This is a genomic window from Paenibacillus sp. J53TS2 (assembly GCF_018403305.1).
GTDB lineage: Bacteria > Bacillota > Bacilli > Paenibacillales > Paenibacillaceae > Fontibacillus > Fontibacillus rhizolycopersici.
The window spans coordinates 498,233-524,178 of the sequence record NZ_BOSK01000001.1 but is presented as its reverse complement, the minus strand read 5'-3'; the positions used below and the strand labels follow the sequence as shown (position 1 = coordinate 524,178).

Annotated in this window: 20 protein-coding genes, 1 tRNA gene and 1 pseudogene; 14 read left to right on the top strand and 8 right to left on the bottom strand. The window is 53.5% G+C overall.

Translation table 11 applies throughout. The features are described from left to right. Positions 1-2: 2 nt before the first annotated feature. The 4 genes and pseudogenes from KJS42_RS02475 to KJS42_RS02455 all read left to right on the top strand — a co-directional run bounded on the left by KJS42_RS02475 (position 3) and on the right by KJS42_RS02455 (position 5,027). Entirely contained in the window at positions 3-1,793 is a 1,791-nt protein-coding gene (locus tag KJS42_RS02475) for a sensor histidine kinase (protein ID WP_213621867.1), read from the top strand. A 191-nt stretch (positions 1,794-1,984) separates the two neighbouring features. After that, positions 1,985-3,320 (top strand): annotated as a pseudogene (locus KJS42_RS02465) (ABC transporter substrate-binding protein). After that, positions 3,320-4,210, top strand: a complete 891-nt coding sequence (locus KJS42_RS02460; protein ID WP_193415370.1) for a carbohydrate ABC transporter permease — start codon at positions 3,320-3,322, stop codon at positions 4,208-4,210. The pseudogene KJS42_RS02465 and the gene KJS42_RS02460 overlap by 1 nt, the downstream one beginning before the upstream one ends. Further along, the gene (locus KJS42_RS02455) at positions 4,203-5,027 is read left to right on the top strand and encodes a carbohydrate ABC transporter permease (protein ID WP_213622103.1); all 825 of its coding nucleotides are present in this window, start codon (positions 4,203-4,205) and stop codon (positions 5,025-5,027) included. The genes KJS42_RS02460 and KJS42_RS02455 overlap by 8 nt, the downstream gene beginning before the upstream one ends. A 14-nt stretch (positions 5,028-5,041) precedes the next feature. Here the strand turns inward: KJS42_RS02455 and melA are convergent, their stop codons facing one another. Continuing rightward, positions 5,042-6,340: an alpha-glucosidase/alpha-galactosidase gene (gene melA, locus KJS42_RS02450; RefSeq protein ID WP_155605095.1), complete on the bottom strand. Its 1,299-nt coding sequence runs from the start codon at positions 6,338-6,340 to the stop codon at positions 5,042-5,044. Positions 6,341-6,493: 153 nt separating this feature from the next. Here melA and KJS42_RS02445 point away from each other — a divergent pair, with 153 nt between their 5' ends. Continuing rightward, positions 6,494-7,354, top strand: coding sequence for an AraC family transcriptional regulator (locus KJS42_RS02445; protein ID WP_213621865.1), 861 nt, complete (start codon positions 6,494-6,496; stop codon positions 7,352-7,354). A 340-nt stretch (positions 7,355-7,694) separates the two neighbouring features. Here the strand turns inward: KJS42_RS02445 and KJS42_RS02440 are convergent, their stop codons facing one another. After that, a complete protein-coding gene (locus KJS42_RS02440) occupies positions 7,695-8,885 on the bottom strand; it encodes an ROK family protein (protein WP_213621864.1) in 1,191 nt (396 codons plus the stop codon). A gap of 155 nt (positions 8,886-9,040) precedes the next feature. On the opposite strand from KJS42_RS02440, the gene KJS42_RS02435 reads away from it, so the two are divergent. Further along, positions 9,041-9,125 (top strand) — tRNA-Leu (locus KJS42_RS02435). 58 nt (positions 9,126-9,183) lie between these two features. On the opposite strand, the gene KJS42_RS02430 is transcribed toward KJS42_RS02435, so the two are convergent. Next, entirely contained in the window at positions 9,184-10,089 is a 906-nt protein-coding gene (locus KJS42_RS02430) for a D-isomer specific 2-hydroxyacid dehydrogenase family protein (protein ID WP_213621863.1), read from the bottom strand. A gap of 111 nt (positions 10,090-10,200) precedes the next feature. On the opposite strand from KJS42_RS02430, the gene KJS42_RS02425 reads away from it, so the two are divergent. From KJS42_RS02425 to KJS42_RS02415, 3 genes are all read left to right on the top strand, one after another. Next, positions 10,201-11,178 (top strand): aldo/keto reductase, encoded by a 978-nt coding sequence (locus tag KJS42_RS02425; RefSeq protein WP_213621862.1) that lies wholly within the window; start codon positions 10,201-10,203, stop codon positions 11,176-11,178. Positions 11,179-11,618: 440 nt separating this feature from the next. Continuing rightward, on the top strand, positions 11,619-12,164 hold the full coding sequence (locus KJS42_RS02420; RefSeq protein WP_213621861.1) for a putative ABC transporter permease: 546 nt from the start codon (positions 11,619-11,621) through the stop codon (positions 12,162-12,164). Between the two features lie 86 nt (positions 12,165-12,250). Continuing rightward, a complete protein-coding gene (locus tag KJS42_RS02415) occupies positions 12,251-13,063 on the top strand; it encodes a divergent polysaccharide deacetylase family protein (protein ID WP_213622102.1) in 813 nt (270 codons plus the stop codon). Here the strand turns inward: KJS42_RS02415 and KJS42_RS02410 are convergent. After that, entirely contained in the window at positions 13,050-13,751 is a 702-nt protein-coding gene (locus KJS42_RS02410; protein WP_213621860.1) for an N-acetylmuramoyl-L-alanine amidase family protein, read from the bottom strand. The two genes, KJS42_RS02415 and KJS42_RS02410, sit on opposite strands and share 14 nt — an antisense overlap. Before the next feature lie 169 nt (positions 13,752-13,920). Between KJS42_RS02410 and KJS42_RS02405 the strand changes: the two genes are divergently transcribed. Then, positions 13,921-14,148 (top strand): YqzE family protein, encoded by a 228-nt coding sequence (locus tag KJS42_RS02405; RefSeq protein ID WP_213621859.1) that lies wholly within the window; start codon positions 13,921-13,923, stop codon positions 14,146-14,148. 112 nt (positions 14,149-14,260) lie between these two features. On the opposite strand, the gene KJS42_RS02400 is transcribed toward KJS42_RS02405, so the two are convergent. Further along, positions 14,261-15,757, bottom strand: coding sequence for an aminotransferase-like domain-containing protein (locus KJS42_RS02400; RefSeq protein WP_213621858.1), 1,497 nt, complete (start codon positions 15,755-15,757; stop codon positions 14,261-14,263). A 127-nt stretch (positions 15,758-15,884) separates the two neighbouring features. Between KJS42_RS02400 and KJS42_RS02395 the strand changes: the two genes are divergently transcribed. Continuing rightward, positions 15,885-16,841 (top strand): DMT family transporter, encoded by a 957-nt coding sequence (locus tag KJS42_RS02395; RefSeq protein ID WP_213621857.1) that lies wholly within the window; start codon positions 15,885-15,887, stop codon positions 16,839-16,841. Positions 16,842-16,920: 79 nt separating this feature from the next. Here the strand turns inward: KJS42_RS02395 and KJS42_RS02390 are convergent, their stop codons facing one another. The 3 genes from KJS42_RS02390 to KJS42_RS02380 all read right to left on the bottom strand — a co-directional run bounded on the left by KJS42_RS02390 (position 16,921) and on the right by KJS42_RS02380 (position 20,889). Then, positions 16,921-17,976 (bottom strand): hypothetical protein, encoded by a 1,056-nt coding sequence (locus tag KJS42_RS02390; protein ID WP_213621856.1) that lies wholly within the window; start codon positions 17,974-17,976, stop codon positions 16,921-16,923. A gap of 165 nt (positions 17,977-18,141) precedes the next feature. After that, entirely contained in the window at positions 18,142-19,101 is a 960-nt protein-coding gene (locus tag KJS42_RS02385; protein ID WP_213621855.1) for a YqhG family protein, read from the bottom strand. A gap of 9 nt (positions 19,102-19,110) precedes the next feature. Continuing rightward, entirely contained in the window at positions 19,111-20,889 is a 1,779-nt protein-coding gene (locus tag KJS42_RS02380; RefSeq protein ID WP_213621854.1) for a DEAD/DEAH box helicase, read from the bottom strand. Between the two features lie 676 nt (positions 20,890-21,565). Here KJS42_RS02380 and KJS42_RS02375 point away from each other — a divergent pair. The 3 genes from KJS42_RS02375 to KJS42_RS02365 all read left to right on the top strand — a co-directional run bounded on the left by KJS42_RS02375 (position 21,566) and on the right by KJS42_RS02365 (position 25,914). After that, positions 21,566-24,157, top strand: a complete 2,592-nt coding sequence (locus KJS42_RS02375) for an adenosylcobalamin-dependent ribonucleoside-diphosphate reductase (protein ID WP_213621853.1) — start codon at positions 21,566-21,568, stop codon at positions 24,155-24,157. A 612-nt stretch (positions 24,158-24,769) separates the two neighbouring features. Further along, positions 24,770-25,117 carry a winged helix-turn-helix transcriptional regulator gene (locus KJS42_RS02370; protein ID WP_213621852.1) on the top strand — a complete coding sequence of 116 codons (348 nt, stop codon included), beginning with the start codon at positions 24,770-24,772 and terminating at the stop codon, positions 25,115-25,117. Between the two features lie 188 nt (positions 25,118-25,305). After that, positions 25,306-25,914, top strand: coding sequence for an NADPH-dependent F420 reductase (locus tag KJS42_RS02365; RefSeq protein WP_213621851.1), 609 nt, complete (start codon positions 25,306-25,308; stop codon positions 25,912-25,914). Positions 25,915-25,946: the final 32 nt, after the last annotated feature.

The following is a 25,946-nucleotide window of genomic DNA, read 5'->3' as shown; positions in this document are numbered from 1 at the left end:
GGATGAATTTAATCGAAAAGTTTCGCAGCAGCCATCTCATCTCCAAGCTCTTTGTCGTCATGACGGTAAGCATCGTCGCGGTGTGCCTTCTCACCTCGCTAATCACCATCCGCATGGCGGAGCGGTTGTTTGCCGAAACGTTCAGCATCACCAACGGGAAAGTTCTGAACCAGATCAATACCGGGATGGAGTCGTTTAACGATTCCGTCGTTAACGCGGTCACCTTTGCCTCGCAAAGCGGCTCGGTGAAGACGTATTTGACCGGCGGGGACACGGATTCGGTGGCGATGTCGAAGGTGTATTACCGCATGGCGGAGCAGATGGAGCAGATCGCGTCCAATCTGGGGGCTTACGATGTGGCGGTCACCATCATCGGGGTGAATGGGCGCAGTTACTCGACCGACTCGAACTACTGGCCGGTGTCTTCTCAGGAACTTGCTGACGATCCGTTAACCCGTTATACTGCTGCGGAGCCGCGACGGGTGTTGTATCAATATGACGAGCGGGACGGTAAAGCAGGCAAGGAGCGATTTATCGTCGCCTCCAAAGCGTTGGTGGATCGTACGGGCGGGCTCAGTTATGGGATGCTGTATATCGCGATTCGAGAAACGGAATTTCGCCGGTTCTTCGCCAACTTTACGAGTAGCGGAAACGATGTGCTCGTGCTTGACCCGGCCGGCGTTGTCGTCTCCAGCAACCGCACGGAGCTGATCGGTAGCAAGTCGTCTGAGTTGCTTCGGGATGTCGAGACGTTGAAGCGCGACCGGCTGGATTACTTGAAGGGGACGGCATTTGGCAAAGAAGCGATCATTCTGGCGAATGACCTGCCGCCCTATCGATTGTATCTCGTGAACCTGATCGATCGGCAGTACACCGCCGGGCAGATCATCAACATTCGCCAAGTCGCGTTGATCTGCCTGGTCATTATTGGAGCTGCGCTGCTCCTTGTGTTCGTGATTTCCCGCCGGTTAACGCTGTCGCTGACACGTCTGGTCCGGCTGATGTCGACCATCACGAAGAAGGATTTCCGCAACTACATCTCGGTCAGCGGCAGCTATGAAGTCAAAGAGCTGAGCAAAGCGTTTAACTACATGCTGGACGAGCTAAACGATTACGTTCACAAGCTGCTAGAAACGCAGAAGGAACAGCGGAACGCTGAGCTCGCCGCACTGCAGCGGCAGATCAATCCGCATTTCCTGTACAACACCTTAGCCTCGATCAAGCTGTTGGTCCAGAAGGGCAGCAAGGAAACCGCGGCCGAGACGATTAACGCGTTGATTTCCCTGCTGCAAAATACGATCAGCAATGCCAACGAAACGATCACGGTTGAGCAGGAGCTCGAGAACCTGAGAAACTACGTATTTATCAATCAAGTCCGTTACGGCGACCGGATCAAGGTGAGCTATTTCGTATCTCCAGACTGTATCCGGTGCGAGCTGCCCAAGCTGATTCTGCAGCCCTTTATCGAAAACGCCTTTTTTCATGCTTTTAACGTTAAAACCGAAGGAACGATTTACATCCTGATTTCGAAAACGGATCATTCCCTTGTTTGCGAAGTGGCGGATAACGGGGACGGTATGGAATTTGACCCGAACGACTGGGTTCCCGATCATCCGAAGAACCGCAGCCAGCTATTAACGGGGATTGGCATTCAAAATGTGAATCACCGGATTAAGCTGCTGCACGGGGAGTCCTACGGCGTCCGGATCACCAGCGTGAAGGGAGAAGGGACGCAAATTCGCATCGTACTTCCACTGATTGAGGATTCGGAGGTAACCGGGGATGCGGTCTAAAGATTTTCCTATTTTCCAAAAAAAAGACCAGTGTCGTCTTGCGGTAAACTCGACATGGACAAGAAAATCACCAAACCGCACAAAGATATTCCTAACGGGCCGTTCCGCCGCAATGCTATCCTAAAAGCGATAAAAGGAAGCGCTTTCTTAATGAGGCGCTGCCCATCACGATAACAGGGGGATGAACCGAAATGAGAAAAAGCTTGATGCTATTGATGGTCAGTCTAGTGCTGACGCTGGTGGTGTCCGCTTGTTCCTGGCAATTCCGGCAACTCGGAGAGTACGGGGGACACTGCGGGTTCGACTGCAGGGAACGGCGGGGACGGCTCGAAAGGCGCCCAGGAGATCACCGTTTGGGCCTGGGATCCGAACTTTAATATCGCCGCATTAAATTTGGCCAAAGAAAGATATGAAGCGAAGCACACGGACATCAAGGTGAACATCGTAGAATACGCGCAGGACGACATCGTCCAGAAGCTGAACACCGGGCTGAACTCAGGGACGACTAAAGGGCTGCCGAACATCGTGCTGATCGAGGATTATCGGGCCCAAAATTTCTTGCAGGCTTATCCCGATTCGTTTCGCGACATGTCCGATCTCATCAAACCGGAGGATTTCGCAGAGTACAAAATCGGACCGACGAGCTATAACGGTAAACAATACGGCGTACCGTTCGATTCCGGGGCTACGGCGCTTTACGTGCGGACGGATTACCTGGAGCAAGCGGGATATACCGTGGAGGATGTAACCAATATCGATTGGAACAAGTACATCGAAATCGGCAAGAAAGTCAAGGAAGTTACGGGCAAAGACATGCTGACTCAGGATCCCAATGACATCGGGCTAATCCGCGTGATGGCGCAGTCGGCAGGAACGTGGTACTTGAAGGAAGACGGTAAAACGCCAAATCTGGCGGACAATCCGGTGATCAAGGAAGCCCTCGAAACCTATAAAGCGATGTTCGACGCCAATATCGTGAAATTAAATTCGGACTGGAGCCAATTCCTGGCGGCGTTTAACAACGGAGATGTTGCGTCTGTCCCAACCGGCAACTGGATTACGCCGTCTGTTAAAGCGGAGGCTTCCCAATCCGGTAAATGGGCGGTCGTGCCGACGCCGAAGCTGGCGAATAGCGCAGCATCGGTGAACGCCTCGAATCTAGGGGGGAGCTCCTGGTATGTGATGAATATGGACGGTCAGGACGCGGCTGCGAATTTCCTGGCGGAAACATTTGGCTCCGATAGCGAGTTATATTCCCTGCTGCTGGAGAAAATCGGCGCGATCGGCTCGCTGAAGGCCGCATCCAGCGGAGCGGCTTACGATAAAGCCGACGAGTTCTTCGGCGGTCAGAAGATTTATGCCGATTTCGCCAAATGGACCGAAGAGGTGCCTAAGGTCAATTACGGCTTGCACACTTACGCAATCGATGACATTATGGCCATTGAAATCCAGAACTACTTGAATGGCAAAGACGTGGACAGCGTCATCCGCGACGCCCAGGCTCAAGCCGAATCTCAATTGCAATGATGAGAGCAACTGGCTCTGTTTTGCGCTGGAAGGCTTCCGCCGTCGGTTGGTTGTTTGTGACAGCAGCCGTGGTGCTGATCGCACTGTTTTACTTCTATCCGATGATCCAGGCACTGCTTCTGTCGCTGCAAACCGGTACGGGCTCGAACTTGACCTTTAACGGGCTGGGCAATTATCAGCGATTGTTTACGGACTCGATGTTTCTGACGGCGGTCAAGAATACGTTCATATACCTGATCGTACAGGTTCCGATCATGGTACTGCTGGCGTTAATCTTGTCCGTGATGTTAAATGACCGGAATTTGAAATGGAAGGGATTTTTCCGCACGGCGATCTTCCTCCCCTGCATCACTTCGCTTGTCGCTTATTCCGTTATTTTTAAATACCTATTTGCGGGCGACGGTCTGGTCAATATGCTGCTGCTGCAATTGCACCTTGTGTCGGAACCGATTCCGTGGATTACCGATCCGTTTTGGGCCAAAATTACGATCATTATTGCGATTACCTGGAGATGGACGGGGTACAACATGATCTTTTACCTTTCGGCCATCCAGAACATCGATCCTTCGGTTTACGAAGCAGCCAAAATTGACGGAGCGTCGGCGAGCAAACAGTTTTTCCAAATCACGATTCCGCTCTTGAAACCGATTATTTTGTTTACTTCGATCACCTCGACGATTGGCACGTTGCAGCTATTCGACGAAGTTATGAACATCACGCAGGGGGGTCCGGGTAACGCGAGCTCGACGATCTCGCAATACATTTATAATTTGTCCTTCAAGTACGCAGCGAATTTCGGGTATGCGGCAACGGTGTCTTATTCCATCGTGGTGATGATTGTCATCTTGTCCATTGTACAATTTAAAGTGGCAGGTGATCGTGATGCATAGGGTGAAACGACTGTCTATGTACCTGTTCCTCGCCATAGCGGCGTTTGTTTCGATCTTTCCGTTTCTATGGATGATCGTCAGCTCAACGAATCCATCGGTAGACGTGACCCGGGGCAAGCTGCTGCCAGGCTCCCACTTTATGGAGAACCTGCGCAGCTTGCTAGATTCCGTTGATATTTTGAATGCGCTCAAAAATTCGCTGACCGTCTCCGTCTCCACGACGTTACTTGCTATGCTGGTCGCTTCGCTGGCCGGTTACGGTTTCGAGATCTACCGGAGCAAGGCGAAGGACATCGTATTTAACGTGCTATTGTTATCGATGATGCTGCCCTTTGCAGCCTTGATGGTGCCGCTTTACCGCATGTTCGGTCGAATCACCAACCTGGTTCCCTTGATTGGCATCGATACGCTGGCCGCGGTTGTGCTCCCAACCATGACGACGGCGTTTCTGATCTTCTTCTTCCGGCAAAGCACGAAGATGTTCCCGAATGAGCTGCTTGAAGCAGGCCGGATCGACGGCTTATCCGAGCTGGGGATGTTCTTCCGTGTATACGTGCCTACGATGAAAACGACCTATGCCGCGGCGGCGATTATCACGTTCATGAGCAGCTGGAACAATTACATGTGGCCGCTGATCGTGCTGCAAACGCCGCAGAAGCAGACCGTACCGTTGCTGATTTCAACGCTGGGCTCCAGCTATTCTCCGGATTACGGATTGATTATGCTGGCCATCGTCATTTCGACGCTCCCGACGGCCATCGTCTTCTTCGTCATGCAGAAGCATTTCGTAGCCGGGATGATCGGATCGGTCAAATAGCAGAAGATTTCCGTTTAGCGATAGGCTGGCAGCCAATCCCCATGGGCTTCGATGAGGTCATCACACATGGCGATCATGTCGTCGATAGACAACTCGGCCGAAGTGTGGGGGTCAAGCATGGCTGCATGGTAAATATGCTCTTTCTTACCGGTGATCGCCGCTTCAATCGTCAAGAGCTGGGTATTGATGTTCGTCCGGTTTAAGGCGGCGCATTGCGGCGGCAGATTACCAACATAGGTAGGAGTTACGCCGCTGGCATCCACCAGGCAGGGGACTTCCACGCAGGCTTCCGCCGGGAGGTTGGGAATCAGTCCCGAATTCATCACGTTGCCGCCGATTTTGAACGGAACGTCGGTCTCGATGGCCTCCATGATATACGAAGCATACTCGTGAGAGCGTTCGTGCTTGAGCTCCTGGTTGCCAACGAGCTCCTCCCGCATGCGCTCCCAGTTGGAAATTTGCTCGACGCAGCGGCGCGGGTATTCGTCCAGCGGAATTTGGAAACGGTCGATGAGTTCAGGATAGTTCCGCTTGATGAAATAAGGATGGTATTCAGCATTATGCTCCGACGACTCCGTGATGTAATATCCGAATTTCAGCATCATTTCGAAGCGCACCATATCATGATGTGGTTGCTGCTGCTTCTCGGCCGCGAGGCGTTTAATTTCCGGGTAGAGGTCGACTCCATCTCGGGTCACCTCCAGCAGCCAGGCCATATGGTTAATGCCAGCGATTTTGGCTTGAACTCCGGTTTTGTCCATCCCTAAGCTATCGAACAAGCCGGGAATGCAAGCCTGCACGCTATGGCAAAGCCCGACAGTACGGACCTGGCCATACGTATTCATGACATTGGTCAGCACGGCCATGGGGTTTGTGTAATTCAAGAACAGGGCGTCCGGGCACATTTCGCGGATATCGGCCGCAAAGTCCAGCATCACCGGAATCGTCCGCAGGTTACGGAAAATCCCGCCGATTCCCACCGTATCGGCGATTGTCTGGCGCAGCCCATACTTTTTCGGAATCTCAAAATCCGTAATGGTGCAAGGATCGTAGCCGCCGACCTGGATGGCGTTGATGACGTATTTCGCCCCTTTCAGCGCTTCCTTCCGGTCGGTGTAGGCTTTCACGATGCAGGTACTGCCGCTGCTGAGCTTCAAGTTGTTCAGCATATTCTCCGAATCCTTCAACCGCCGGAGATCGATATCGAATAAAGCGAGCTCGAAACCTTGCAAGGCTGGGGTTTGCATACAATCGCCCAGTACATTCTTGGCGAATACGGTGCTGCCAGCCCCGATAAATGTAATTTTGGACATGTCCTATCTCCTCCTCTTTCCTCCTCAATATAGCTCTCGCCCTGAAATAAAGGTATGGAGGAATGGAAGGGAAGTATGGAGGAATGTTGTATTTTGGTCTGCTATCCTTTACGCTAGGGAGAGCAGGCCAAAACGCTTATCTAGGGGGCCGTGATGATTCCCGAACATGACTTATTTGAAGTCCACATGAACCCCGATGACCGGGAACGGGATGTGACCGTCTTGTTTAGCGGGCAAGGCCGTCCCCATCCGAATCACCGTATCGGGCCGTCCGTGCACGATCATTATTTGCTGCACACGGTATTTGAGGGGAAAGGAACATATACCTGGGGCGGACGCATTTATTCCTGCGGGCCGGGGGACACCTTCGTGATTTTTCCGAACGGCTTGTTCACTTATGAAGCGGATTCCCGGCACCCGTGGCATTACGCCTGGGTCGCGTTAAAAGGACCGGGCGTCCTTCGGCAGTTAAAGGACGTCGGCATCACGCCAGATAAACCCGTCGTAAGCTCCAGGGAACCCGAGGAATTGCGGGAGCTTTACGCCCGTCTCCGCTCCTCGTTCCGGCAATCTGACCACCCGCGTTTGGAGAACCTTGAGGCGACGGGCTGGATGACGCTTCTGCTTCACCATTTCGGATTGGCGAATCGGGACATCCTCCCCCGTGCCGCCGCGAAGGAGCCGGCGATGATCGACCGGCAGGTGGAGCAGGCGATCCGCTGGTTTCAACTGCAATACCCGCAGCAGATCGGCATCGAGGAGTTGTCCCGAAATCTCGGTTATCACCGAGCCCATTTATTTAACGCCTTTAAGGCACGGACCGGACTGTCGCCCAAACAGTATTTGACGAAGGTGAGGATCGATAAAGCAAAGGAGTTGCTTACCGGCTCGTTAACCGTCGATCAAATCGCTTCCTCTGTTGGCTTTAACGATGCGCTGTACTTCTCGCGGCAGTTCAAGAAATCCACCGGGATGTCCCCGAGCGAATACCGTAGCGGGATCGGGAAGGAATGAGAGCATGTCGGGTCTCAACCTCCGGCGGTGCATAAGCAAAGGGTTCGTCCCGGAAGGTAAGTGGATCCGATCACGGAAATGTTGCATTTCGTGCAGGATTTTGGGGCGTATACGAAGGAATCGGCAAGAATGTTGCACTATCTGCAACATTCTTGCCGGTGACAGTACAGCGCACGTATGAATCAGAAATCAGGGGGGCTTTCCCATGCCCATAATCTTCTGAAAGTTGGGCAACTCTGCCAACAATAAAAATAATCGGCTAGGTGGGTTCATACCTGGCCAATTATTTTTTCAATCAAGGGAACTTTTCAAATGGACCACCATTGGGCCAATCTCTTTCTTAATCGATTGGCCAATGCTGCAGCACCATCAGCGCCGCCCCCGTGGCTACGGCAGTATCAGTCAGCTGACCTTGGGTGAACAGCGGGTTGTATTCGGGATAATGGTATGCATTTTTCTTCGCGACTTCGACTGCAATATCGAAAACAAGCGGGTGTGCGCTGACAAGCGGACCGCCCAGAACAACATATTCAGGGTGTAAGGCATTGATCAGATTGGCTAGTCCGGTTCCGAGGCAGACGGCCGTTTTCGTGAATTGTTCCATTACCAGTGAATCGTTCTGAGACAAGGCGTCGACCAGGGCGGCGAAGTTCACACGGTCCGGGGCTTCGCCGGACAACACACTGATGCGCCCGGCTATGAGCTCTACGCGAACCCGCTCTTCAAGTGCGGGAACCGAAACGAAAGCCTCCAACGCTCCGGAGTTGCCTTTATTACGGAGCTTTGGTCCGTCCATCTGAATGATCATTTGCCCGATTGCCCCTTCGGTATCGGCGGCTCCTCGAAGAATACGGCCCTCGGACATGGCGGCCGAGCGGATGTTTACGCCGGCATGCACGTATAAGGCGTGCCGAATGGTTTCGGATCGTAGCGCCCAGTGCTCACCGATGAGCGCGGTGTTGGCCCCGTTATCGAGCATGGCGGGAATCCCTAACCGCTCCTCGAGCATAGTGCAGATTGGAACGTGTCTCCAGGAGGGGGCGGGAAACCACTCGGGTTCGAGGATGATTCCGTTGCGATGATCCAGCGGGCCAACCGCACCGATGCCGATTCCCAGAATGTCGGCGGAAGTGATTCCGTGCTCCGTAAGAAACGCCTTCGCGGTATTGGCAACAGAGTCCGCCAGAACATCGGGTGTCATGCGATCGTCCATTTTCCAGCGGGCCTGTGACAAAGGGTTTAAATGCATATCATATAGACCAAGTACGGAGTAGATCCGGGAGATTTCGAGCCCAAACACAAATCTGTGCTTCGGATTCGTCTGGAACAGGATCGGCTTTCGGCCGCCGGTCGAGCTCCCCAGCCCGGAGATGACGATTAGCCCCCGGGAGGTCATCTCCTCCAGTAAACGTGTCATGCTGCTGCTAGTAAGCGGAAACTCGCTCATCAGGTCGGCTTTGGAGACGGTGCCGAGGAACGAGATTCGATCATAGATTTGCTTCTTAATCAAAGGATTGGAATGAGTCAACATCGATAAGGCTCTCCATTTCCAAGTTAATTCGTCGGGATATCCTTTAAGTATAACGGGAAGGAGGGGGGATTTCCAGAGATTCATTTATTGACTCTTCGAAAAATAAATGATATTATATATTTCGTTGCTGCAAAACAATGCATCAACCGAGAAACGCGGTCGTGGCGGAATTGGCAGACGCGCACGGTTCAGGTCCGTGTGGGCTAACCCCCCGTGGAGGTTCGAGTCCTCTCGACCGCATCCTTAAGTAGAACAGCCTCGCAACTTGCTCCTCGGAGCGGTTGCGAGGCTGTTTTTTTCATTTACTCGTGCCCCTATAACTCGTTAAATTATCCAATACCTTGCGAGATAATCTTCCTCTGGCTTCCCGGGTAAAACCTGACACTTTGGGAGTATAGATGATTTGGGGATAGCGGTGAAGCTCAGTTTTGAACTCCCCTGCACCGTCAGCGTCAAAGATCGCATAATTTCCGCTTGCTTGGATCCACTCCCGAAAGGCAGCGGCATCAAATGGCGCTCCGAGGGAGGTGTTCACCAGAATTTTGCCGTGGCCCAATGCGGCGAAATCCTCAGGTCCGAGGAGATGGGTGTTTCTGGGCAAGTGCATGGAGATCATCTCCGAGGTATGCAGCAACTCGCGAAGCGGAGCATATTCAAACCCGGCTTGTTCGCAATCCGGTTTGCGGTTCCGGCTGAAATAACGGACTTGCATGCCGAAAGCGGAAGCCCGATGCGCCAAAATCTTGCCCGTCGTCCCCATCCCGATGATGCCCAGCTTGCGCTGCTGCAGCTCGACCGGTTCGCTTAGCCATTGGTGCGGGCCCAGACCTTTGAGCAAGCGGATGAGCTCGCTCATGACGAATTCGGCAACCCCTTCATCGCCATAATCACGAACTCCCCTTACCTCGATGCCATGCGCTCTCGCCGCGGCGATATCGACGTTGGCCGATCGCTCGTCATACAGGCTGCAGCACATGCCGATATACCGAATCGACGGGTGGTTTGCAATCAACTCCTGATCAATCCTCGTTCTCCAGGATACAAGTACGCAATCCGCACCTTGGATTCTTCCCATTAACTCATCTTTGCTTTGCGGATCTTTATCAAACCGAATGATGGGTTGCTTCGAATAGTTTTGTAATTCTTCCAAAGCCCAGGCTTCGAGCCCAACGTTATCCGCGCAGGTGATTTGATTAAACTTCATTTCTAAAAACCTCCTTGACCTGGCATTAACGTACTTAATTTCATATGCTTGATTTATACTATACCATGAAGGGCTAGGATTCCAGATTTTATCACGGGAGGAGCATGGAAGATGGAATATGTGAAGCTGGGACGAACCGGCCTTGAGGTATCGCGTATTTGCCTGGGCTGCATGAGTTATGGGGAGCCGGACCGCGGGCCGCATCCCTGGTCGCTGAGCGAGGAAGAAAGCCGTCCGTTTATCCGCAAGGCACTTGAGCTTGGCATTAATTTCTTCGATACGGCCAACGTGTACTCCGATGGGACGAGTGAAGAAATCGTCGGACGGGCACTCCGAGAGTTCGCCAACCGCGACGAGATCGTAATCGCCACCAAGGTCCATGGGCGCATGCGTCCCGGTCCGAACGGCGGAGGTTTATCGCGCAAAGCGATCCTGGCGGAAATCGACCATAGCCTGAAACGTTTGGGGACGGACTACGTCGATCTGTATCAGATTCACCGCTGGGATCCCACGACGCCGATCGAAGAAACGATGGAGGCGCTCCATGATGTCGTCAAGGCTGGCAAAGCCCGTTATATCGGGGCTTCCTCGATGTATGCCTGGCAATTTCTTAAAGCACTGCATACTGCTGAGCGGCACGGATGGACCCGATTTGTCTCCATGCAAAATTACCTGAACCTGTTGTATCGCGAGGAAGAACGTGAGATGCTGCCGCTGTGCGAAGCGGAGAACATCGGTATCATTCCTTGGAGCCCGCTGGCTCGCGGCCGGTTAACCCGCGATTGGGATGAACAAAGTGAGCGTTCGCAAAGCGACTTGTTCGGCCAACGTCTGTACGCGACTATGGCGGAAGCCGACCGCAAGGTGGTCGAGCGTGTGGCCGAGGTTGCAGCTCAGCGCGGTGTCCCGCGCGCGCAGGTCGCCTTGGCCTGGGTGCTGCAGAAAACCCCGGTCACAGCTCCGATTGTGGGAGCGACCAAACCACATCATCTCGAGGACGCGGTTGCCGCGGTGTCGCTTCGGTTAACCCCGGACGAAATTGCTCGACTGGAAGAACCGTATGTCCCCCATCCGGTGCTGGGAATGTAACGAGTTTTGGCCCATGGATGGCGAAGACAGACAACGGCATAACACAAGTAAAACCAGCCCTCACTGCTTGGTAGTGGGGGCTGGTTTTTGGTATGGGGCGGACACGGTAGCCCTGCTACGCCCGATGGGTAAGGCATGGACTTCGCCGGCCTCGGAAGAGATAACGGTAAAAAATCACCTTATTTTCGGTGATATGGCTCTTTTTGAACAAATAGCGGTAAAAAATGGCCTTATTTCGGTTCGATAGGGACAAAACCGCCCCATTTGGGGCTCCTGCGGAAAAATAAGGCCATCAAATACCGCTATTTTGTTCAAAAGGGGCCTTTTCGCAGATGTAAGGGTATTTTTTACCTTTATTTGTGAGCTCTGGTGCGCAGCGGACCGTTTGCGCATGTTTCCGGACAGGGACAGTCATACTAGCAGAAAGGAGGATGGTGTTCATGACGGCGGGAGAACTCGGTTTTTATTTTCTGCTGTATTCACTCTTTGGCTGGCTGCTCGAAAATGTATACAGCCTGTTCACGCAGGGAGTGTTCTGGAAGGAGGGGTTCATGAAGGGCCCGTTTAAGCCGATGTACGGCGTAGCCCCGCTGCTTCTATTGATATTTTTGCAGGAGGGAGAAGGAGTACGCCCGCTGCTAGCGGCTCTATTATGTCTCATCATTCCAACCGTCGTTGAAGGGATCAGCGGATATTTGCTGTTCACGATGTTTGGGCGAAGATGGTGGGATTATTCTGGGCTACGGTTTCAGCTTGGCGGCCATGTCTGCCTGCGATTTTCACTGTATTGGGGACTTCTGTCGGCGTTGATGCTCAAAGTGCTGCACCCGCTGGTGGAACAAGCGTATCAAAGCATTTCCTCGGTGTGGTCCGTGGCTGGCCCGCTGCTATTGCTGTTGCTTGCGGCCGATCTGGTGTGGACTTGCCTGACGCGGCGACGGGAATTTCGGGGAAGCTTGATTTTAAATCCAAGTGGGGATGAGTAAAGGAGGAAGCGAATTTGACGATTTTCCGCAACCCGGTTCGATGGTTCCCGGTACTGACTGTCAGTTGTTTGATCGCGCTGTTGTTGATGACACCCGGAAGCGGACGAGCTGCGCCGGTCGGCGCTGGAGGAGAGAAGACAGATCCGGCAGTGGATAGCAAACAACCAGTGTCTACCCACAAACTTGCGGTGATTATCGATGATTTTGGCAATCGGATGGACGGGACGGACGAAATGTTGGACTTGCCTGTGAAATTGACCGTTGCAGTCATGCCTTTCTTGGAAACCACTCAGGAGGATGCGCGACGGGCGCACGAGCACGGGCACGATGTGATTGTCCATTTGCCGATGGAGCCGAAGCAAGGAAGACCGGAGTGGCTGGGACCCGGGGCCATCCTCTCCAACATGACGGACGGGGAGATCCGTCGGCGGGTGGAAGCCGCGATTGAACAAGTGCCTTATGCCGTGGGTATGAACAACCATATGGGCTCGAAGGTAACCGGAGATGAGCGCGTGATGTCGGTGATTTTGGAGGTATGCCGGGAACGCGGTTTATTCTTCGTTGATAGCAAAACCAATTATTGGTCGGTCATTCCTCGCTTAAGCGAAGAGAAGGGACTGCCCCGGCTTGAAAATGACATTTTCCTGGACGATGTGGGCAGCGTGGAGCACGTCTCGGGTCAACTGCGGCAAGTCCTTGCCTTGTTGAAGAAGGAGAACCGAGGCAGCTGTGTAACCATTGGACATGTGGGTGTGCAAGGCAAGAAAACGGCGGCTGCATTAAGAAAGAATATCCCGATGCTGCAAGCAGAAGGCATCCATTTCATCGGAATCAGCGAATTGGCGCGGGAACAAATTAGTCCCGGCGTGAAGCCGGGACCGGGGTTTACATTACCGTAAAATATTCGGAGATGCCTCGATACAACGCTTCGGCAATCCTCTGCTGACCGCGCCCGTTCGTGAGAATGGCGCGGTCTTCGGTATTGCTGAGAAATCCCGTCTCCACAATGACGGCGGGGCAATCGATATGGTTCAGCAAATAAAACGGCTTCCCGTGTTCCGGAACTCGAGCTGCTTCCAACTGATAGAACCTTTCCAGTGACCGTTGGATCGAGTCTGCTAGTACCACGCTTCGTCCTTCGTTCTGATGGAGTACAAGCGGACCGCGTTTCGATTTATTCCGTCCCCAGTTGACATGCAAGCTGACGACGATCGAAGCGGGCAACTGCTCGCTAAGTTCCTTACGCTGGGCAAGGTCCCGCAGGTGCCGTGAGCGGCTGTGAAGCCAGCGATTGTCGTCGCTTAGGGCATAATCCCCCGTCCGGTTGAGTATTGCGCGGTAGCCGTGGCTTCTCAGGACGACATAAAGCCGCCGCCCAATTTCGAGATTGATATCCTTCTCGAGAATCTGTTCGTAAGACGTTCCCCCGTCAATCCCTCCGTGACCGGCATCGATCAGAATCACCGGTTCGGGGAAGGCATGTCGAAGATCCTTACCTTCGTCAGCCGCTGCCGGGGCGATCCCCCAACCGAATGCTATGGGGATCGAACTCATTATGGCTAGCAGGCATCGTGTAATCTTTCCCATGTGTCTCACCTTTCGGGCTTTTCTACCTCTATATAGTGAGCCAGCGGAAGGAAAATCATGCATTGGCGATTTGCCGGTAGCCATGGGGTTGTACGGGTTTAATGCGGTGCGATTCGGCACAAACTAGAGCTAACGAAGAAATGACTAAGCTGGAAAGGAGCTATCTCCAATGGCGAAAGGCGACGAGTTGGTCAAATACATCACGGAGCGGGTGGTGGATTACGTGGAAACGCCGCGGGAAGTCCGCCGTGAGCGCTCGAAGGTCAAGGAACCGTGGAGCCGGCGATGGTTCGGGATGATCCCGTTCTCCATCTCCCTGTGGGCCGAGCAGATTCCCAAACCGAAGAAGAAGGAATCCCGGGGGAAAGAGCATCCCTCCCGTTCCCGCGGAGTGTGACTTGGCCGAGCCTCAAGCGAAATCAGCCGTCTTCCGTCCCGCAAGGGAGAAGGCGGCTGTTTTTTTAGGTTTGCCCGGGTATCGAATTCGTTCCCATCATTCATCGCGTGCTTCATTCGCTTTGCACCAGCTCCTCGGCCAAGCGGACCAGCAGGTGAACGCCTTCTTGAATCCGCGCTTCATTCATGAACGAATAGCTGAGCCGGATTTGGTCGTTCATTTCACCCATGGGATCGCAGATCGTTCCGGGGACGAACGTTAACCCACGGCGGATGCTTTCGGTCAGGAGCCGGTTGGCGTTTAGCCCGTCAGGGAGGTGGACCCACAGATTCAAGCCGCCTTGCGGACGGAACCACTGCCAGCCTGTACCTGAAGCGAGCGCTTGCTCCATCACGTCCCGGCGAATTTGTAGCGCCGTACGAAGCTTCTCCAGGTGCAGCTGCAGCCGTACCGACTCGAAGCAGTGCTGGAACAGCTTCTGGTTGACGAGCGGCGTCCCGTTGTCGGCCAGCGACTTGGCGGTCAGCAGCGGAACCATCGCGGCTGCTCGCGCGGCAACGGCGCAGATGCGCAGACCAGGCGCCAAGTACTTGCTGAAGCTGCGCAGGTAGACGACCCAGCCTTCCGTATCGTAGGAATAGAGCGGCGGGGGAGGCGGTGCGTCGAAGTAAACGTCATGAACTGCGTCATCCTCGACGATCAAGCAACCGTAGCGCTCCGCCAGTTCAACCAGTTGCTTGCGTTGGACGGCCGGCACCGTGTATCCCGTCGGATTGTGAAAGGTCGGGTTCATATAAAACATCCGGGGTTTATGGCGTTTCAGGTAAGCTTCGACAACGTCCAGGTCATACCCGTCCCTGCGAATCTCCACGGGTAAGAGACGAGCGCCCCTCTGACGGAAGCAGTCAAGCGCCGAGCTGTAGGTTGGGCGTTCCACCAGGACATGGTCCATGGGACGAAGATAAACGCCAGCCAGCAGGTCGATCGCTTGCTGGCCGCCGGTCGTGATCAGCAGTTCGTCGGGGGAGACCTGAAGCTTATTTTTCCGCTGCAAATCTGCACTGAGGAGCTCCCGCAGCTCCTCGTCTCCTTGGACAGAGGAGTAAGTGCCAAGCAGCTTGGGATAGCGGTCGAATACCTGCTTCACGTGGTCTGAAAGGAACAGGTTCGGCAGCAGGTTCGGATCGATGAGCGCCTGGGAGAACGAATAGTCGGCCGGGATGCGGTGGATCTCGCTTAAGGTGTTTTGCATTCGTCCGCCCCCGTGCCGGGGCCCGGAGAGCGCCTTCTCGCTGACTCCAGCGGCGGTTGGAACGAAGAATGCTGCTTCTTCGCCTTTGGGTGCGGCAGGATCTGCATGTGGTTGTTCTTCGGAAACGTAATAACCAGACTTCTCTTTGACGTAAACGATTCCTTGTTCCTTTAACAGCCCATAGGCCCGGAAGACGGTTAACCGGTGGAGCTGAAGTTCCCCGGCCAACGCACGCACGGAGGGCAGTTTGTCATGCGCTTTCCAGTCTCCCCGACGGATTCGGTCCCAAATATAATCATAAACTTGCGTATAGAGAATCTTGCCGGACTCTGCCGGCGGCTTGGGTCTTACGTTCATCCTCTTCCCCCCTTGCACCACGAATCCATTTTATGCGAAAAGCCCAAGCATCTGTTCTGCGATGACCCATCTGTTCTGTCTTCTTTACTGTATGATACAGTTCAATAGGCGAAAGGGGAAGATCTCGATGATTGTGGTCAACTATTTGATCGTGTGTCTCGTGTTCGGCACGACTTTTTTAGCGATAAAAATCGGAGTAGACCATGCGGCGCCTCCGTTTTTCTCGGCGGGTCTCCGTTTCTTTGCCGCCGGGTCGATCCTGTTCCTGTGGATGGTTTGGCGAAAAAAGGCCGCATGGTCCTTGCTGCTGCGCAAGGAGATGCTGGTGACAGGGGCGTTGTTGACCTTCGGGACGTTTTCATTTCTGTACTGGGCGGAGCAATACGTGACCTCCGGTGTCGCTGCGGTGTTATCGGCTACTGGGCCGTTGATGATTGTGTTGCTTCAGATGATCGTCCTGCGGCAAAAAACGACAAGACGCGCCGTCCTAGGCATCCTCATCGGCTTGGTTGGCGTGATGCTGCTCGTGCTTCCCAACATGATTTCGGTGCAGGCCGGCCCCCGCTGGGCGATCGGCTGCGCGGCGATTTTGATCGGGGAAGTGCTGTATTCAATCGGCGCCCTGTACACCAAACGAGTGACCCAAAGCTATGCGGAGGAGTCGCCAATCGCGCTAAACGCCGCGCAAATGATATACGGAGGCTTGCTGCTTTTTATCCTGTCGGCTTTCACCGAAAGGGTGTCGGCCGAGGTTTTACTGCAGCCGTCCGCGTTAGGCTCGCTGTTCTATCTGACCGTGGTAGGTTCGATGGTGGGGCACAGCTTGTTTTATTGGCTGGTGGCTAAGACCAATCCGGTGTTTCCGTCGACTTGGTTGTACGTCTCGCCACTCATCGCGATGACGATCGGCGTGTTGTTCTACGGAGAAACGGCAGGATGGTATGCGGTGCTGGGTGGAGGAACGATTATCGCCGGCACAGTGCTGACGAATCTGGACAGCCTGCACCAGTTGCTCAGCAGACCGTCACGGCTGACGGCCCAGGCATCCGCAGAGGGAAGTGCGGGTTCGGTGGCGGGATCATAGGGATCGTATGAGGGTCCGTGTGTAAGAGCCAAAAGAGCACTGTCAGCTAACGGCAGTGCTCTTCGAAGTACTCTCGCAGCTAGAACGTGACGAATTTCCCGCTAGCTATCAAAGCGTCCAGCGCGATCAACCGGATCGCGGTGTCGGTGCCGGTAACGACGTAAACGGCCTCGGCTTCGGCTTCAGCGGATGGCTCTGCCAAAGGGCTGTTGTTCGTCCAGGTTTGATATCCGTAGACCGGAAGAGGAAAGGAATAAGTGCGTTCAGGACCGGAAGCGGCATAGACAAGCTTCCGACTGGTTTTCAGCTTGCCGATGAAGGCATCGGACTTCATCGCCAGCGGTTTAGCCGTCATCCATAACAGGTTGTCGTAGGGATCGAAGCGGGATGACGTGTAGACGATAGGGGCGGTCGATAACGGCGCGCGGCTGCTCGCAGCCAGCCGCGGCGGCGCGTAGCCGCCCGCCTGCTTGTCCCAGCTGCCCGTCGTTTCGGGCAGCCATTCGCCGTCGGCGGCATTGACGTATTGGGGTTCGCCGCCATCCGGCAGGCGAACCTTCCACGCGGCCAATGCCGGGCCGGCGTAGAGCGGGACGGCGGTCACCCGTCCCGCAGCGGCTGCGCCGAGGCTGCTCTGCCGGAGCGCGGCCTCGAGCAGCGCCGGGTCGAATACGGAATAGGTGCCCATTCCGTATTCGACCAGCTTGTAATCTCCGCTCTCGGTCGCGGAGATAATGAGGTAGCCGCGCGGGGCTGAAGCGCCCGGCGGTACCTCGGCTGCGCCGCCTTGGCCGCTGCCGGCGGCCGCCACCGTGACGAGCCAGCTGTGCGTGCCCGGCCCCAGCGGCTCAATGGCGGTGTCGGCGCCGGCCCAGGCCGTAAACGGCTCGGCCTGGGCCAGCTGGCCGACGGCCTCGGCGGCGAAGCGCCGCAGCGCCTCAGGCGCGGGTGCATCCGCCGCCGTCCCGAGCGTCGCCAACGCGGCCTGCCCGGTTCGCTCGCCGGCGGCCCCCGCCGTGCCCAAGCCGTCCGCCAGCGGTAGACCGGCGCCTGATGCGCTATATAAGATGCTTGCGCATAAGAGAATTTTGCAAGTGGTGGTTAATTTCTTTTGAGGTTTGCGTGCTTCCGGCATGGTATCGCCTCCCTAGCCATTCGTCAGGCCTCATCAGGCCTGGTTTCGATTGCTTGTCCATTGTACCGAAGCCGCCCCAAAAAGGATGTTGCAACCTGTCGCTTTGCTTTGCGGCAAACGGCTTCTATTTTTGCGGTCTTTTAGCGAGATCAGTCTGATTTCTCGTCACCGCGGCGAACGCAGATGAAAGATGCCGCAGCCCAAGGCGGATACGACAATTCTCGGCTCATACTGCCAGCGGATTTCATCTCGTCTCGCTTCGTATTGCTCGCTGGCGCCTTGAGCCCGCTCGGGTTCGGGATCTTTCACGAGATCCTTGTAATAAGCGTCGATCAATGCTAACTCGTCGTTCAACCGTTCGCGGGCCTCCTGGGCCCAGCGGTCGTCATAAGCGGCAATCTGATCGGCAAGCCGCTGCTCAAGCACGGTGCGTCCGGCATCTAACGACAGCTTGGTTGGTTCGATATGGACGTTTTCGGGCAAGCGCGGAACCAGTTGTTTCGCCGCAATTCGGGTCTGAAACGACTCATCGACGGCGCCCGTCAGCAGGGAAACTCCGTAATAATGCAGCTCCTCGCGTTTCATATCGCAGCAGAATTCCACCTTGAAGCAGACGCCCAGCCAAGGCTCATAGGCGGCGGGCAGCAAGGCCATCCGTTGACGTTGCCCCGGCTCCTCGAACAAATACACATAACGGCCGCCTTTACGCGCTGCTTCAAAAATCTGTTTCAGCCGCGGGCTGCCAAATGTGAGCTCCTCGCGTTGAATCCTTCCCGGACCGAGTACCGGGAGCGGGCGGACCGCGCCAAAGTAGCGGCCGAGCAGCGTGTCCTCCTGTGCGGCTTCCATCTGCTGCCCGGGTCCCGTTTGTTCCCGGGAGGCCTTCGCTTCTTCGGCCGCCCGGTGAGCCTCCGGATCAAAAACAAACGAAAACGACATCGTTTCCGGCTCCGCTCCGGTCCGTTCGATGAACCCCCAGTAATAGGGACGGTTCGTTAAGTCCCGGTCCGCGCGAGGAGAGAGTTTCACGGTGACGTGATGTGGCGATTTCTCAAGGAACTGACATTCGGTTGCTTCCAGATAGGTCAGAACATACTCGCGTATCTGTTCAGAGGTCATGGACATAACCGCAGATCAACCTCCCAACAGCTGCTGCAGGCCGCCTTCGCTTTCGGTTCCTTCGGCTTCTGCATCCAGCTCGGATTTTATGGTGTGGAATTCGCGTCCCAGCGAATCGACGCGGCTGGCTATCTCCTCTTCACTGCCGGATTCGAGGATGATTTGGTAAATGCTTTTTTCCAGTGAATGTTGTTTTTCGAACCGCTCCAAAATCACGTCAAGATGGCCTATGACCAACTCGAACATATTGATCTTCTCGTGCAGCAGGTGAAGGATATGCTCCTCGATCGTGCCTTTGGTAGACAGATTGTAAATATTGACGTCGTTGGTTTGACCCAGCCGGTGCACCCGGCCGATCCGCTGCTCCACTCGCATCGGGTTCCAGGGCAGGTCGAAGTTGATCATCTGATGGCAAAATTGCAGGTTGATACCTTCGCCGCCCGCTTCGGTCGCGATCATCACCTGGGCCCGGCCGCGGAACAGGTCCATCATCCAATCTTTTTTGCCTCGGTTCATCCCACCCCGGTACGGAACCGCGGTCATTCCGCGGTCACGGAAGTACTTCAGCAGATACTCCTGCGTAGCCCGATACTCGGTGAACACGATCACCTTGTCATTCATTTCACGGATCAGCTCCATCGCTTTCTCCGCTTTGCTATTCGCTTTGATCTGACGGATCAGGTCGACAAGATCCCAAATCCGATCGCGGATCGGGGAATCAGGGGCAAGCTTCTTAGATAAATTAACCAATGTGACGAATACCGCATCCCGGCTGCTGCATACCTCGCGTTGCAGGGTGACCAGGGACAGCATGCTGTTGAGGTCGCCGCCAGCGGCGTTATATTGGTCTTTAATGAAGGAAGTAACCCCGTTGTACAGGTTCTTCTCTTCCTCGGACAGCTCTACGTCAATGTTGCGGACGATTCGCTTCGTGAATTCCAGCTCGCCGTCACCGCGCCGGTTGCGGATCATCACCTTGGCCAACTCATCCTTGAGCTGATTCTCGTTCTTCGGCTGTCGTTTGTCGACGACGAAATTGGCGGCAAATTCGCTTTGCCCGCCCAGTTGCCCCGGCTTAAGCAGCGTGATCAGGTTGAACAGCTCGCCTAGATCGTTTTGCACCGGAGTGGCGGTCAGGAGAAGGCAATATTTTTTTCGCAGCTGCAGCATGAACTGATAATTGGTCGTTTTCTTGTTCTTCAGTTTGTGGGCTTCATCAACGATGACCAGATCGTATTCGTTATTGAGTAAAATATTCTTATGCGGGTCGCGTTTGGCCGTGTCCATGGAGGCGACAACGACGTCGTTGTGCCAGGAATGCTCTTTCTTCTGCGCTACGGCCGGTATGCCGAACTTCTGATTCAGTTCCCGAACCCACTGCAACACCAGGGATGCAGGCACCAGAATCAATACCTTCTTCACTAATCCGCGCACGATGTATTCCTTTAAAATCAAACCGGCTTCGATCGTCTTCCCAAGACCCACCTCGTCGGCGAGGATCGCACGCCCGCGCATTTCGAACAGGACCTTTCGAGCCGTTTCGGTTTGGTGCGGTAGAGGGGTGACGCCCTGCAGATGCTTCAAACATTGCATTTCTTCAAAGCTCGTGACAAGCGAAGCAGTTTCGGCCTCAAGGGCAAGGTTAAACAGCTTCCAATCGTCCCATGGGCCGCCCTTTTGATGTCTCGATTCCAAGTCGCTGAACCAACTTCGGTCGAAGTCTACGGGGATCTGCAGATTCCATTCCGGCGGGACGACCGAATTGGGGGAAGGGCCGGGGGGATGAGGATTCATGATGTAAAACCTCCCTTTTGATGCGTATTTGACTAGCTCTATTGCGGCTACGAAAGGATCCGAATCAGTCCATACCGCGTGCTTCTTGCAGACGTAGGTGTAGTATGGACGAAAAAGAAGGAGTTCATAACTTTTGAGAGGGGAGCGGGAGCGAAACGGAGCATCAGCTATTGATATTGCTTGGGTTGACCGTTTTACATGATGATCCCGTTTGCTCAGATCAAAGCGATTTAGATGAACCGTTCGACCTCGACCTTGCTCCCTTAACGAAAGGGATAATCGCATGATGAAGCCTCCAGAGGCAGTTCTTCCGTTTTATAGCTTGGGTTGGAAATGGTTACATGGCGGTTTCATAGATTCAAGACCGAAAAATTGAGAGAACCGGAGCAAACGAGTGTTTGGGCCAGCAGCATTCGGAAAAAAGCCTAAAATTTCAAGCTGTCCTGCTGTGACAACGAGATATTGTATAGTATAATGGTATTCGCACACAATATATTGTGATTCATACATATGATAATACGGTTTATAGGGTGTGCGTAGCGGCTTTCAGGCAGGCGAATATCGGCTTGAAACAACGCTTTTTTCGTTTTTTCGCCCGTTTTCGACTTCAAGATCCGGCGCGAATGACCGATATATTTACGAATCTTTGATCCAAACTTATAGGAGGGTGTTTTCTTTGAAAACTGTGCCAAAACAGCGCCTTGAGGGGCTAAGTGAAAAAATCTTCTTGGACCGGTACGCCTGGAAAGATGCGGACCCTAGTCACGCCAAAGTCGGCGACGTCGTCCTCGTTCTGACGAAGGATGATCCCAAATTCCCAACAAAGGAAGTTGGCGAAGTCGTTGCACGTAAGGGTCGTAAGGTTACGGTGAAGACACGCCGGGGCGAGTTGGTCGAGTCCGACGTGGAGAAGCTGACCCTCAATATCGAGAAAACCCCTGAAGAAATGTGGGACCGCCTTGCTAAAGCGATGGCTTCCGTAGAGGAAACGCCGGAGCTGCAGAAGCAATGGGAAGAGAAGTTCCGCTATATCCTGGACGATTGGAAGCTGGTACCGGGCGGCCGGATTGCCGCAGGTGCCGGCGCCAGTGACGAGTTGACCTTGTTTAACTGTTACGTGATCCCATCGCCAAAAGACAGCCGCGGCGGCATCATGGAGACCTTGTCCGAAATGACCGAGATCATGGCACGCGGCGGCGGCGTGGGGATTAACCTCAGTTCCTTGCGTCCGCGCCGTGCGGTTGTTAAAGGCGTAAACGGCTCTTCGAGTGGCGCCGTATCTTGGGGAGGTTTGTTCAGCTACACCACCGGCTTGATCGAGCAGGGCGGCAGCCGTCGCGGCGCGCTGATGCTGATGATCAACGACTGGCATCCGGACGTCATGGACTTTATCACCGTCAAGCAGACGATGGGCCAGGTTACGAACGCGAACCTGTCGGTTTGCGTGAGCAACAGCTTTATGGAAGCGGTGAAGAAAGACCTCGATTGGGAATTGGTGTTCCCGGATACGACTTACGAGGACTACAACGAAGTGTGGGACGGCGATCTCGAGAAGTGGAAAGCGGACGGCCGCAGAGTGATCCACTATCGCACTGTCAAAGCGCGTGAGATCTGGCACACGATCATCGAGTCGGCTTGGAAATCCGCCGAACCGGGCGTTGTGTTTATGGAATATTACAACCAAATGTCCAACAGCTGGTATTTTAACCCGATCATTTGTACGAATCCGTGCGGGGAGCAAGGTTTGCCGGGTTGGGGCGTCTGCAACCTGTCGGCGATGAACTTGTCCAAGTTCTACGACGAAGAGAAACACGATGTCGCTTGGGACGAACTCGCCACAACGACGCGCTATTCGGTCCGTTTCCTGGACAACGTCATCAACAAAACGCCTTATCATTTTGAAGAAAACGAGAAGAACCAGAAGAAAGAGCGTCGCGTTGGCCTCGGGACGATGGGCCTGGCCGAGCTGATGATCAAGTTGAACATCCGTTACGGCAGCCCGGAATCGCTGGAATTCCTCGATAAATTATATGGCTTTATCGCCAAGGAAGCTTACCTGGCCTCCGCAGATATCGCGGAAGAGAAAGGTTCCTTCCCGGCTTTCGAAGCGGACAAATATTTGCAAAGCGGATTTATGAAAGTGATGACGGAAGTGTATCCGGAAGTTGGCGAAGCGGTTCGCACCAAAGGGGTCCGCAACGTCACGATCATCACTCAGGCGCCAACCGGCAGCACAGGGACGATGGTTGGAACCTCGACCGGGATCGAACCATATTTCGCCTTCAAATATTACCGTCAAAGTCGTCTTGGATTCGACGAGCAGTTCGTACCGATCGCGCAAGAGTGGTTGGACGCACATCCAGGGGAAGAGCTGCCGGATTACTTCGTGACCGCGATGAATTTGTCGGCGGAGGATCATATCCGCGTGCAAGCCGCGATCCAGCGTTGGGTCGACAGCTCCATCTCCAAAACGGCAAACTGCCCATCCGACTTTACCGTGGAAGAAACGGAACGTTTGTATGAACTGGCCTTCGACCTTGGCTGCAAAGGCGTAACGATCTACCGCGACGGTAGCCGTGACGTACAAGTCCTGCAAACGGAGAAGAAGGAAGAGAAACAAGAAGAAGCGGCTCCACCAGCAACGGTAGCCGTAACGGAACAGCCGGCAAGCGCTCCGGTTCAAGCCAGCAGCCCGAAAACGGCGGAACAGTACAAGAGACGCCCGCAAGTGCTCCATGGCGCTACTTATAAGATCAACACGCCGTTTGGCATGGCATATATCACGATCAACGATTTGAACGGTATTCCGGGTGAAATCTTCCTGAACGTAGGGAAAGCCGGTTCCGACGTGTTTGCGATGGCGGAAGCGCTTGGCCGCGTCTGCTCGCTGTTCCTGCGTTACGGCGACCACGGCGAGAAGGTTGAGTTGCTGATCAAGCATCTCAAAGGGATCGGCGGCACAGGCGCTATCGGCTTTGGTCCAAACCGCGTGGAATCGATCGCGGACGCGGTTGCTAAAGCGCTAGAGACGCACGTGCAAAACGGCCCGTACGGCGACCACGACCCGGCGCCGGTGGCAGCAACGATCGCGCATCACGAGGAAGCCGCGCAAGATCATGGTACCGCGGACGGCTCGCACGGCGGACACAGCCATGGCAGCGCGCCGGCCACCTCCCGTGACCTCTGCCCGTCCTGCGGCTCGGCCTCGCTGATCAACATCGAAGGCTGCAAGACTTGCAGCAACTGCGGATATAGTAAGTGCTCGTAAGAATTGATAATGAACTAGTCAACACAAGGAGAGAGAGTAAGTAGTAGTAAATAGAAAAGCGAAAGTAAATCATCTGGGTGAAGACAACTTTGTCTTCACCTTTATTTAGGCTTTAGCCAGTTGAGCTCGCGAAGCGTGCGAAACAAAAAACCACCCGCTATGCGGGTGGAGGGAACTAGGGTTTGACCAACAAGCAAGCCAGCTTGAAGCGAAAATTTTGGGCGGAGGGGTCATACCAAGCCATTGATAACTGAGCGTGAAAGAGTATGAAGATCCTTCAGCAGAAACGGTGGCAAAAAGAAGTAAACCAGTTTAACTGGTAAGTCAAGGTGACAAATTACACTGAGCCTGAACAATTTAATTGTCAGGCTAGCGTCTTTAGATGCAGTTTGGCAACAGGGGTTATACCCCAAAAGCAAACCACCTGTTGGACGGGTGGTTATGATTAATCATTTTTTACGATCAAGCCTAGTAAAAGAGGGTTTCACATATTAGTCATGACTAATATGTGAAACCCTTTATGTTCAACTATCGTTTCCCGTTAGATCAACAAGTAATAGGGTTATCATGTAATATATTTATGGAAATTTAATGAAGGGCAGTGTTGTTTAATTGAAAACTTTTTATTGTGATCTGGAAATCACTTTAGATGTCATTGGCGGGAAGTGGAGGCCTCTTATTCTGTATTATTTAATAAAGGGTCCTAAACGAACCGGTGAATTAAAAAGGCTCATACCCACAATATCTCAGAAAATGTTAGTCCAGTCGTTGCGGGAGTTGGAGAGTGCTAATTTGATTATAAGAAAAATGTACAATCAGGTACCACCAAAAGTGGAATATTCAATATCAGAAATGGGTATGTCACTTGAACCCAGTTTGCGAGCTCTTTGTGATTGGGGCCAAAATTATGCAGAGAAGAACTTGAGCAAGGATGAGTATCGGAGATTAAATGTAGAATAGAGTAATTTCATTGACCCATTTATTCTGCATTTCATCACAATTATCACCTTTTAGTTACTATATAACCTAAAAGTACGTACTATTTTAAAAGTTATAGATGGAACATAATAAGACTTGTCGCCATGAAGAAGATCTAAGAATTAATAAAAGTAGTCGTATGTAGGTCGATAAGTTTTTGGAGGTGGGTTATGAAATTTGGCTTTATAGGTGCTGGAACAGTTGCTCAAACGCTGGCGAAACATTTATTGCTTCACGGTCATGAAGTTATTCTCAGTAATAGTCGTGGTCCCGAAACGCTCTCGGATCTGATAAGCTCGCTCGGTGCTGGTGCAAAATCCGGAACACCGTCAGAAGCAGCGGAGCAGGATTTTGTAATATTGTGCGTGACGTGGGCGCAAATGCCTGCTGCTTTGTCAATGGTTCCTGACTGGACAGGCCGCGTTCTTATTGATGCTACCAACCGTTTTGAAAATGCAGACCCTCTACTTGGTGAATGGTCAGAAAAGAATTCAAGTGAAATCGTAGCCCAATATGCTCCGGGTGCTCATGTAATTAAAGCTTTTAACAATGTTCCGATGGAATGGATTAAGGACTACACGGAAGAGAAGCCGAAGACCGTCCTGTTCATGTCCGGTGACGACATCCAGATAAAACAAGTCTTGAAAGAAATTTGGGAGAAGATTGGCTTTGCCTGTATTGATCTTGGATCCTTGAGCCAGGGCGGTCTGCTGCAGCAAATAGGAGGACCTCTCGCCGGATTGAATTTAAATCTGCTGGATCAATTAACTGTACGATAACGTTATTCTATACTGCAACTGGTTTATCAATA

What these genes read in the sequence shown, in the direction of transcription:
- KJS42_RS02475 (WP_213621867.1), top strand. Translation starts at nt 3, where the DNA reads ATGAATTTAATCGAAAAGTTTCGCAGCAGCCATCTCATCTCCAAGCTC.
- KJS42_RS02460 (WP_193415370.1), top strand. Translation starts at nt 3,320, where the DNA reads ATGAGAGCAACTGGCTCTGTTTTGCGCTGGAAGGCTTCCGCCGTCGGT.
- KJS42_RS02455 (WP_213622103.1), top strand. Translation starts at nt 4,203, where the DNA reads ATGCATAGGGTGAAACGACTGTCTATGTACCTGTTCCTCGCCATAGCG.
- melA (WP_155605095.1), bottom strand. Translation starts at nt 6,340, where the DNA reads ATGTCCAAAATTACATTTATCGGGGCTGGCAGCACCGTATTCGCCAAG.
- KJS42_RS02445 (WP_213621865.1), top strand. Translation starts at nt 6,494, where the DNA reads ATGATTCCCGAACATGACTTATTTGAAGTCCACATGAACCCCGATGAC.
- KJS42_RS02440 (WP_213621864.1), bottom strand. Translation starts at nt 8,885, where the DNA reads ATGTTGACTCATTCCAATCCTTTGATTAAGAAGCAAATCTATGATCGA.
- KJS42_RS02430 (WP_213621863.1), bottom strand. Translation starts at nt 10,089, where the DNA reads ATGAAGTTTAATCAAATCACCTGCGCGGATAACGTTGGGCTCGAAGCC.
- KJS42_RS02425 (WP_213621862.1), top strand. Translation starts at nt 10,201, where the DNA reads ATGGAATATGTGAAGCTGGGACGAACCGGCCTTGAGGTATCGCGTATT.
- KJS42_RS02420 (WP_213621861.1), top strand. Translation starts at nt 11,619, where the DNA reads ATGACGGCGGGAGAACTCGGTTTTTATTTTCTGCTGTATTCACTCTTT.
- KJS42_RS02415 (WP_213622102.1), top strand. Translation starts at nt 12,251, where the DNA reads ATGACACCCGGAAGCGGACGAGCTGCGCCGGTCGGCGCTGGAGGAGAG.
- KJS42_RS02410 (WP_213621860.1), bottom strand. Translation starts at nt 13,751, where the DNA reads ATGGGAAAGATTACACGATGCCTGCTAGCCATAATGAGTTCGATCCCC.
- KJS42_RS02405 (WP_213621859.1), top strand. Translation starts at nt 13,921, where the DNA reads ATGGCGAAAGGCGACGAGTTGGTCAAATACATCACGGAGCGGGTGGTG.
- KJS42_RS02400 (WP_213621858.1), bottom strand. Translation starts at nt 15,757, where the DNA reads ATGAACGTAAGACCCAAGCCGCCGGCAGAGTCCGGCAAGATTCTCTAT.
- KJS42_RS02395 (WP_213621857.1), top strand. Translation starts at nt 15,885, where the DNA reads ATGATTGTGGTCAACTATTTGATCGTGTGTCTCGTGTTCGGCACGACT.
- KJS42_RS02390 (WP_213621856.1), bottom strand. Translation starts at nt 17,976, where the DNA reads ATGCCGGAAGCACGCAAACCTCAAAAGAAATTAACCACCACTTGCAAA.
- KJS42_RS02385 (WP_213621855.1), bottom strand. Translation starts at nt 19,101, where the DNA reads ATGTCCATGACCTCTGAACAGATACGCGAGTATGTTCTGACCTATCTG.
- KJS42_RS02380 (WP_213621854.1), bottom strand. Translation starts at nt 20,889, where the DNA reads ATGAATCCTCATCCCCCCGGCCCTTCCCCCAATTCGGTCGTCCCGCCG.
- KJS42_RS02365 (WP_213621851.1), top strand. Translation starts at nt 25,306, where the DNA reads ATGAAATTTGGCTTTATAGGTGCTGGAACAGTTGCTCAAACGCTGGCG.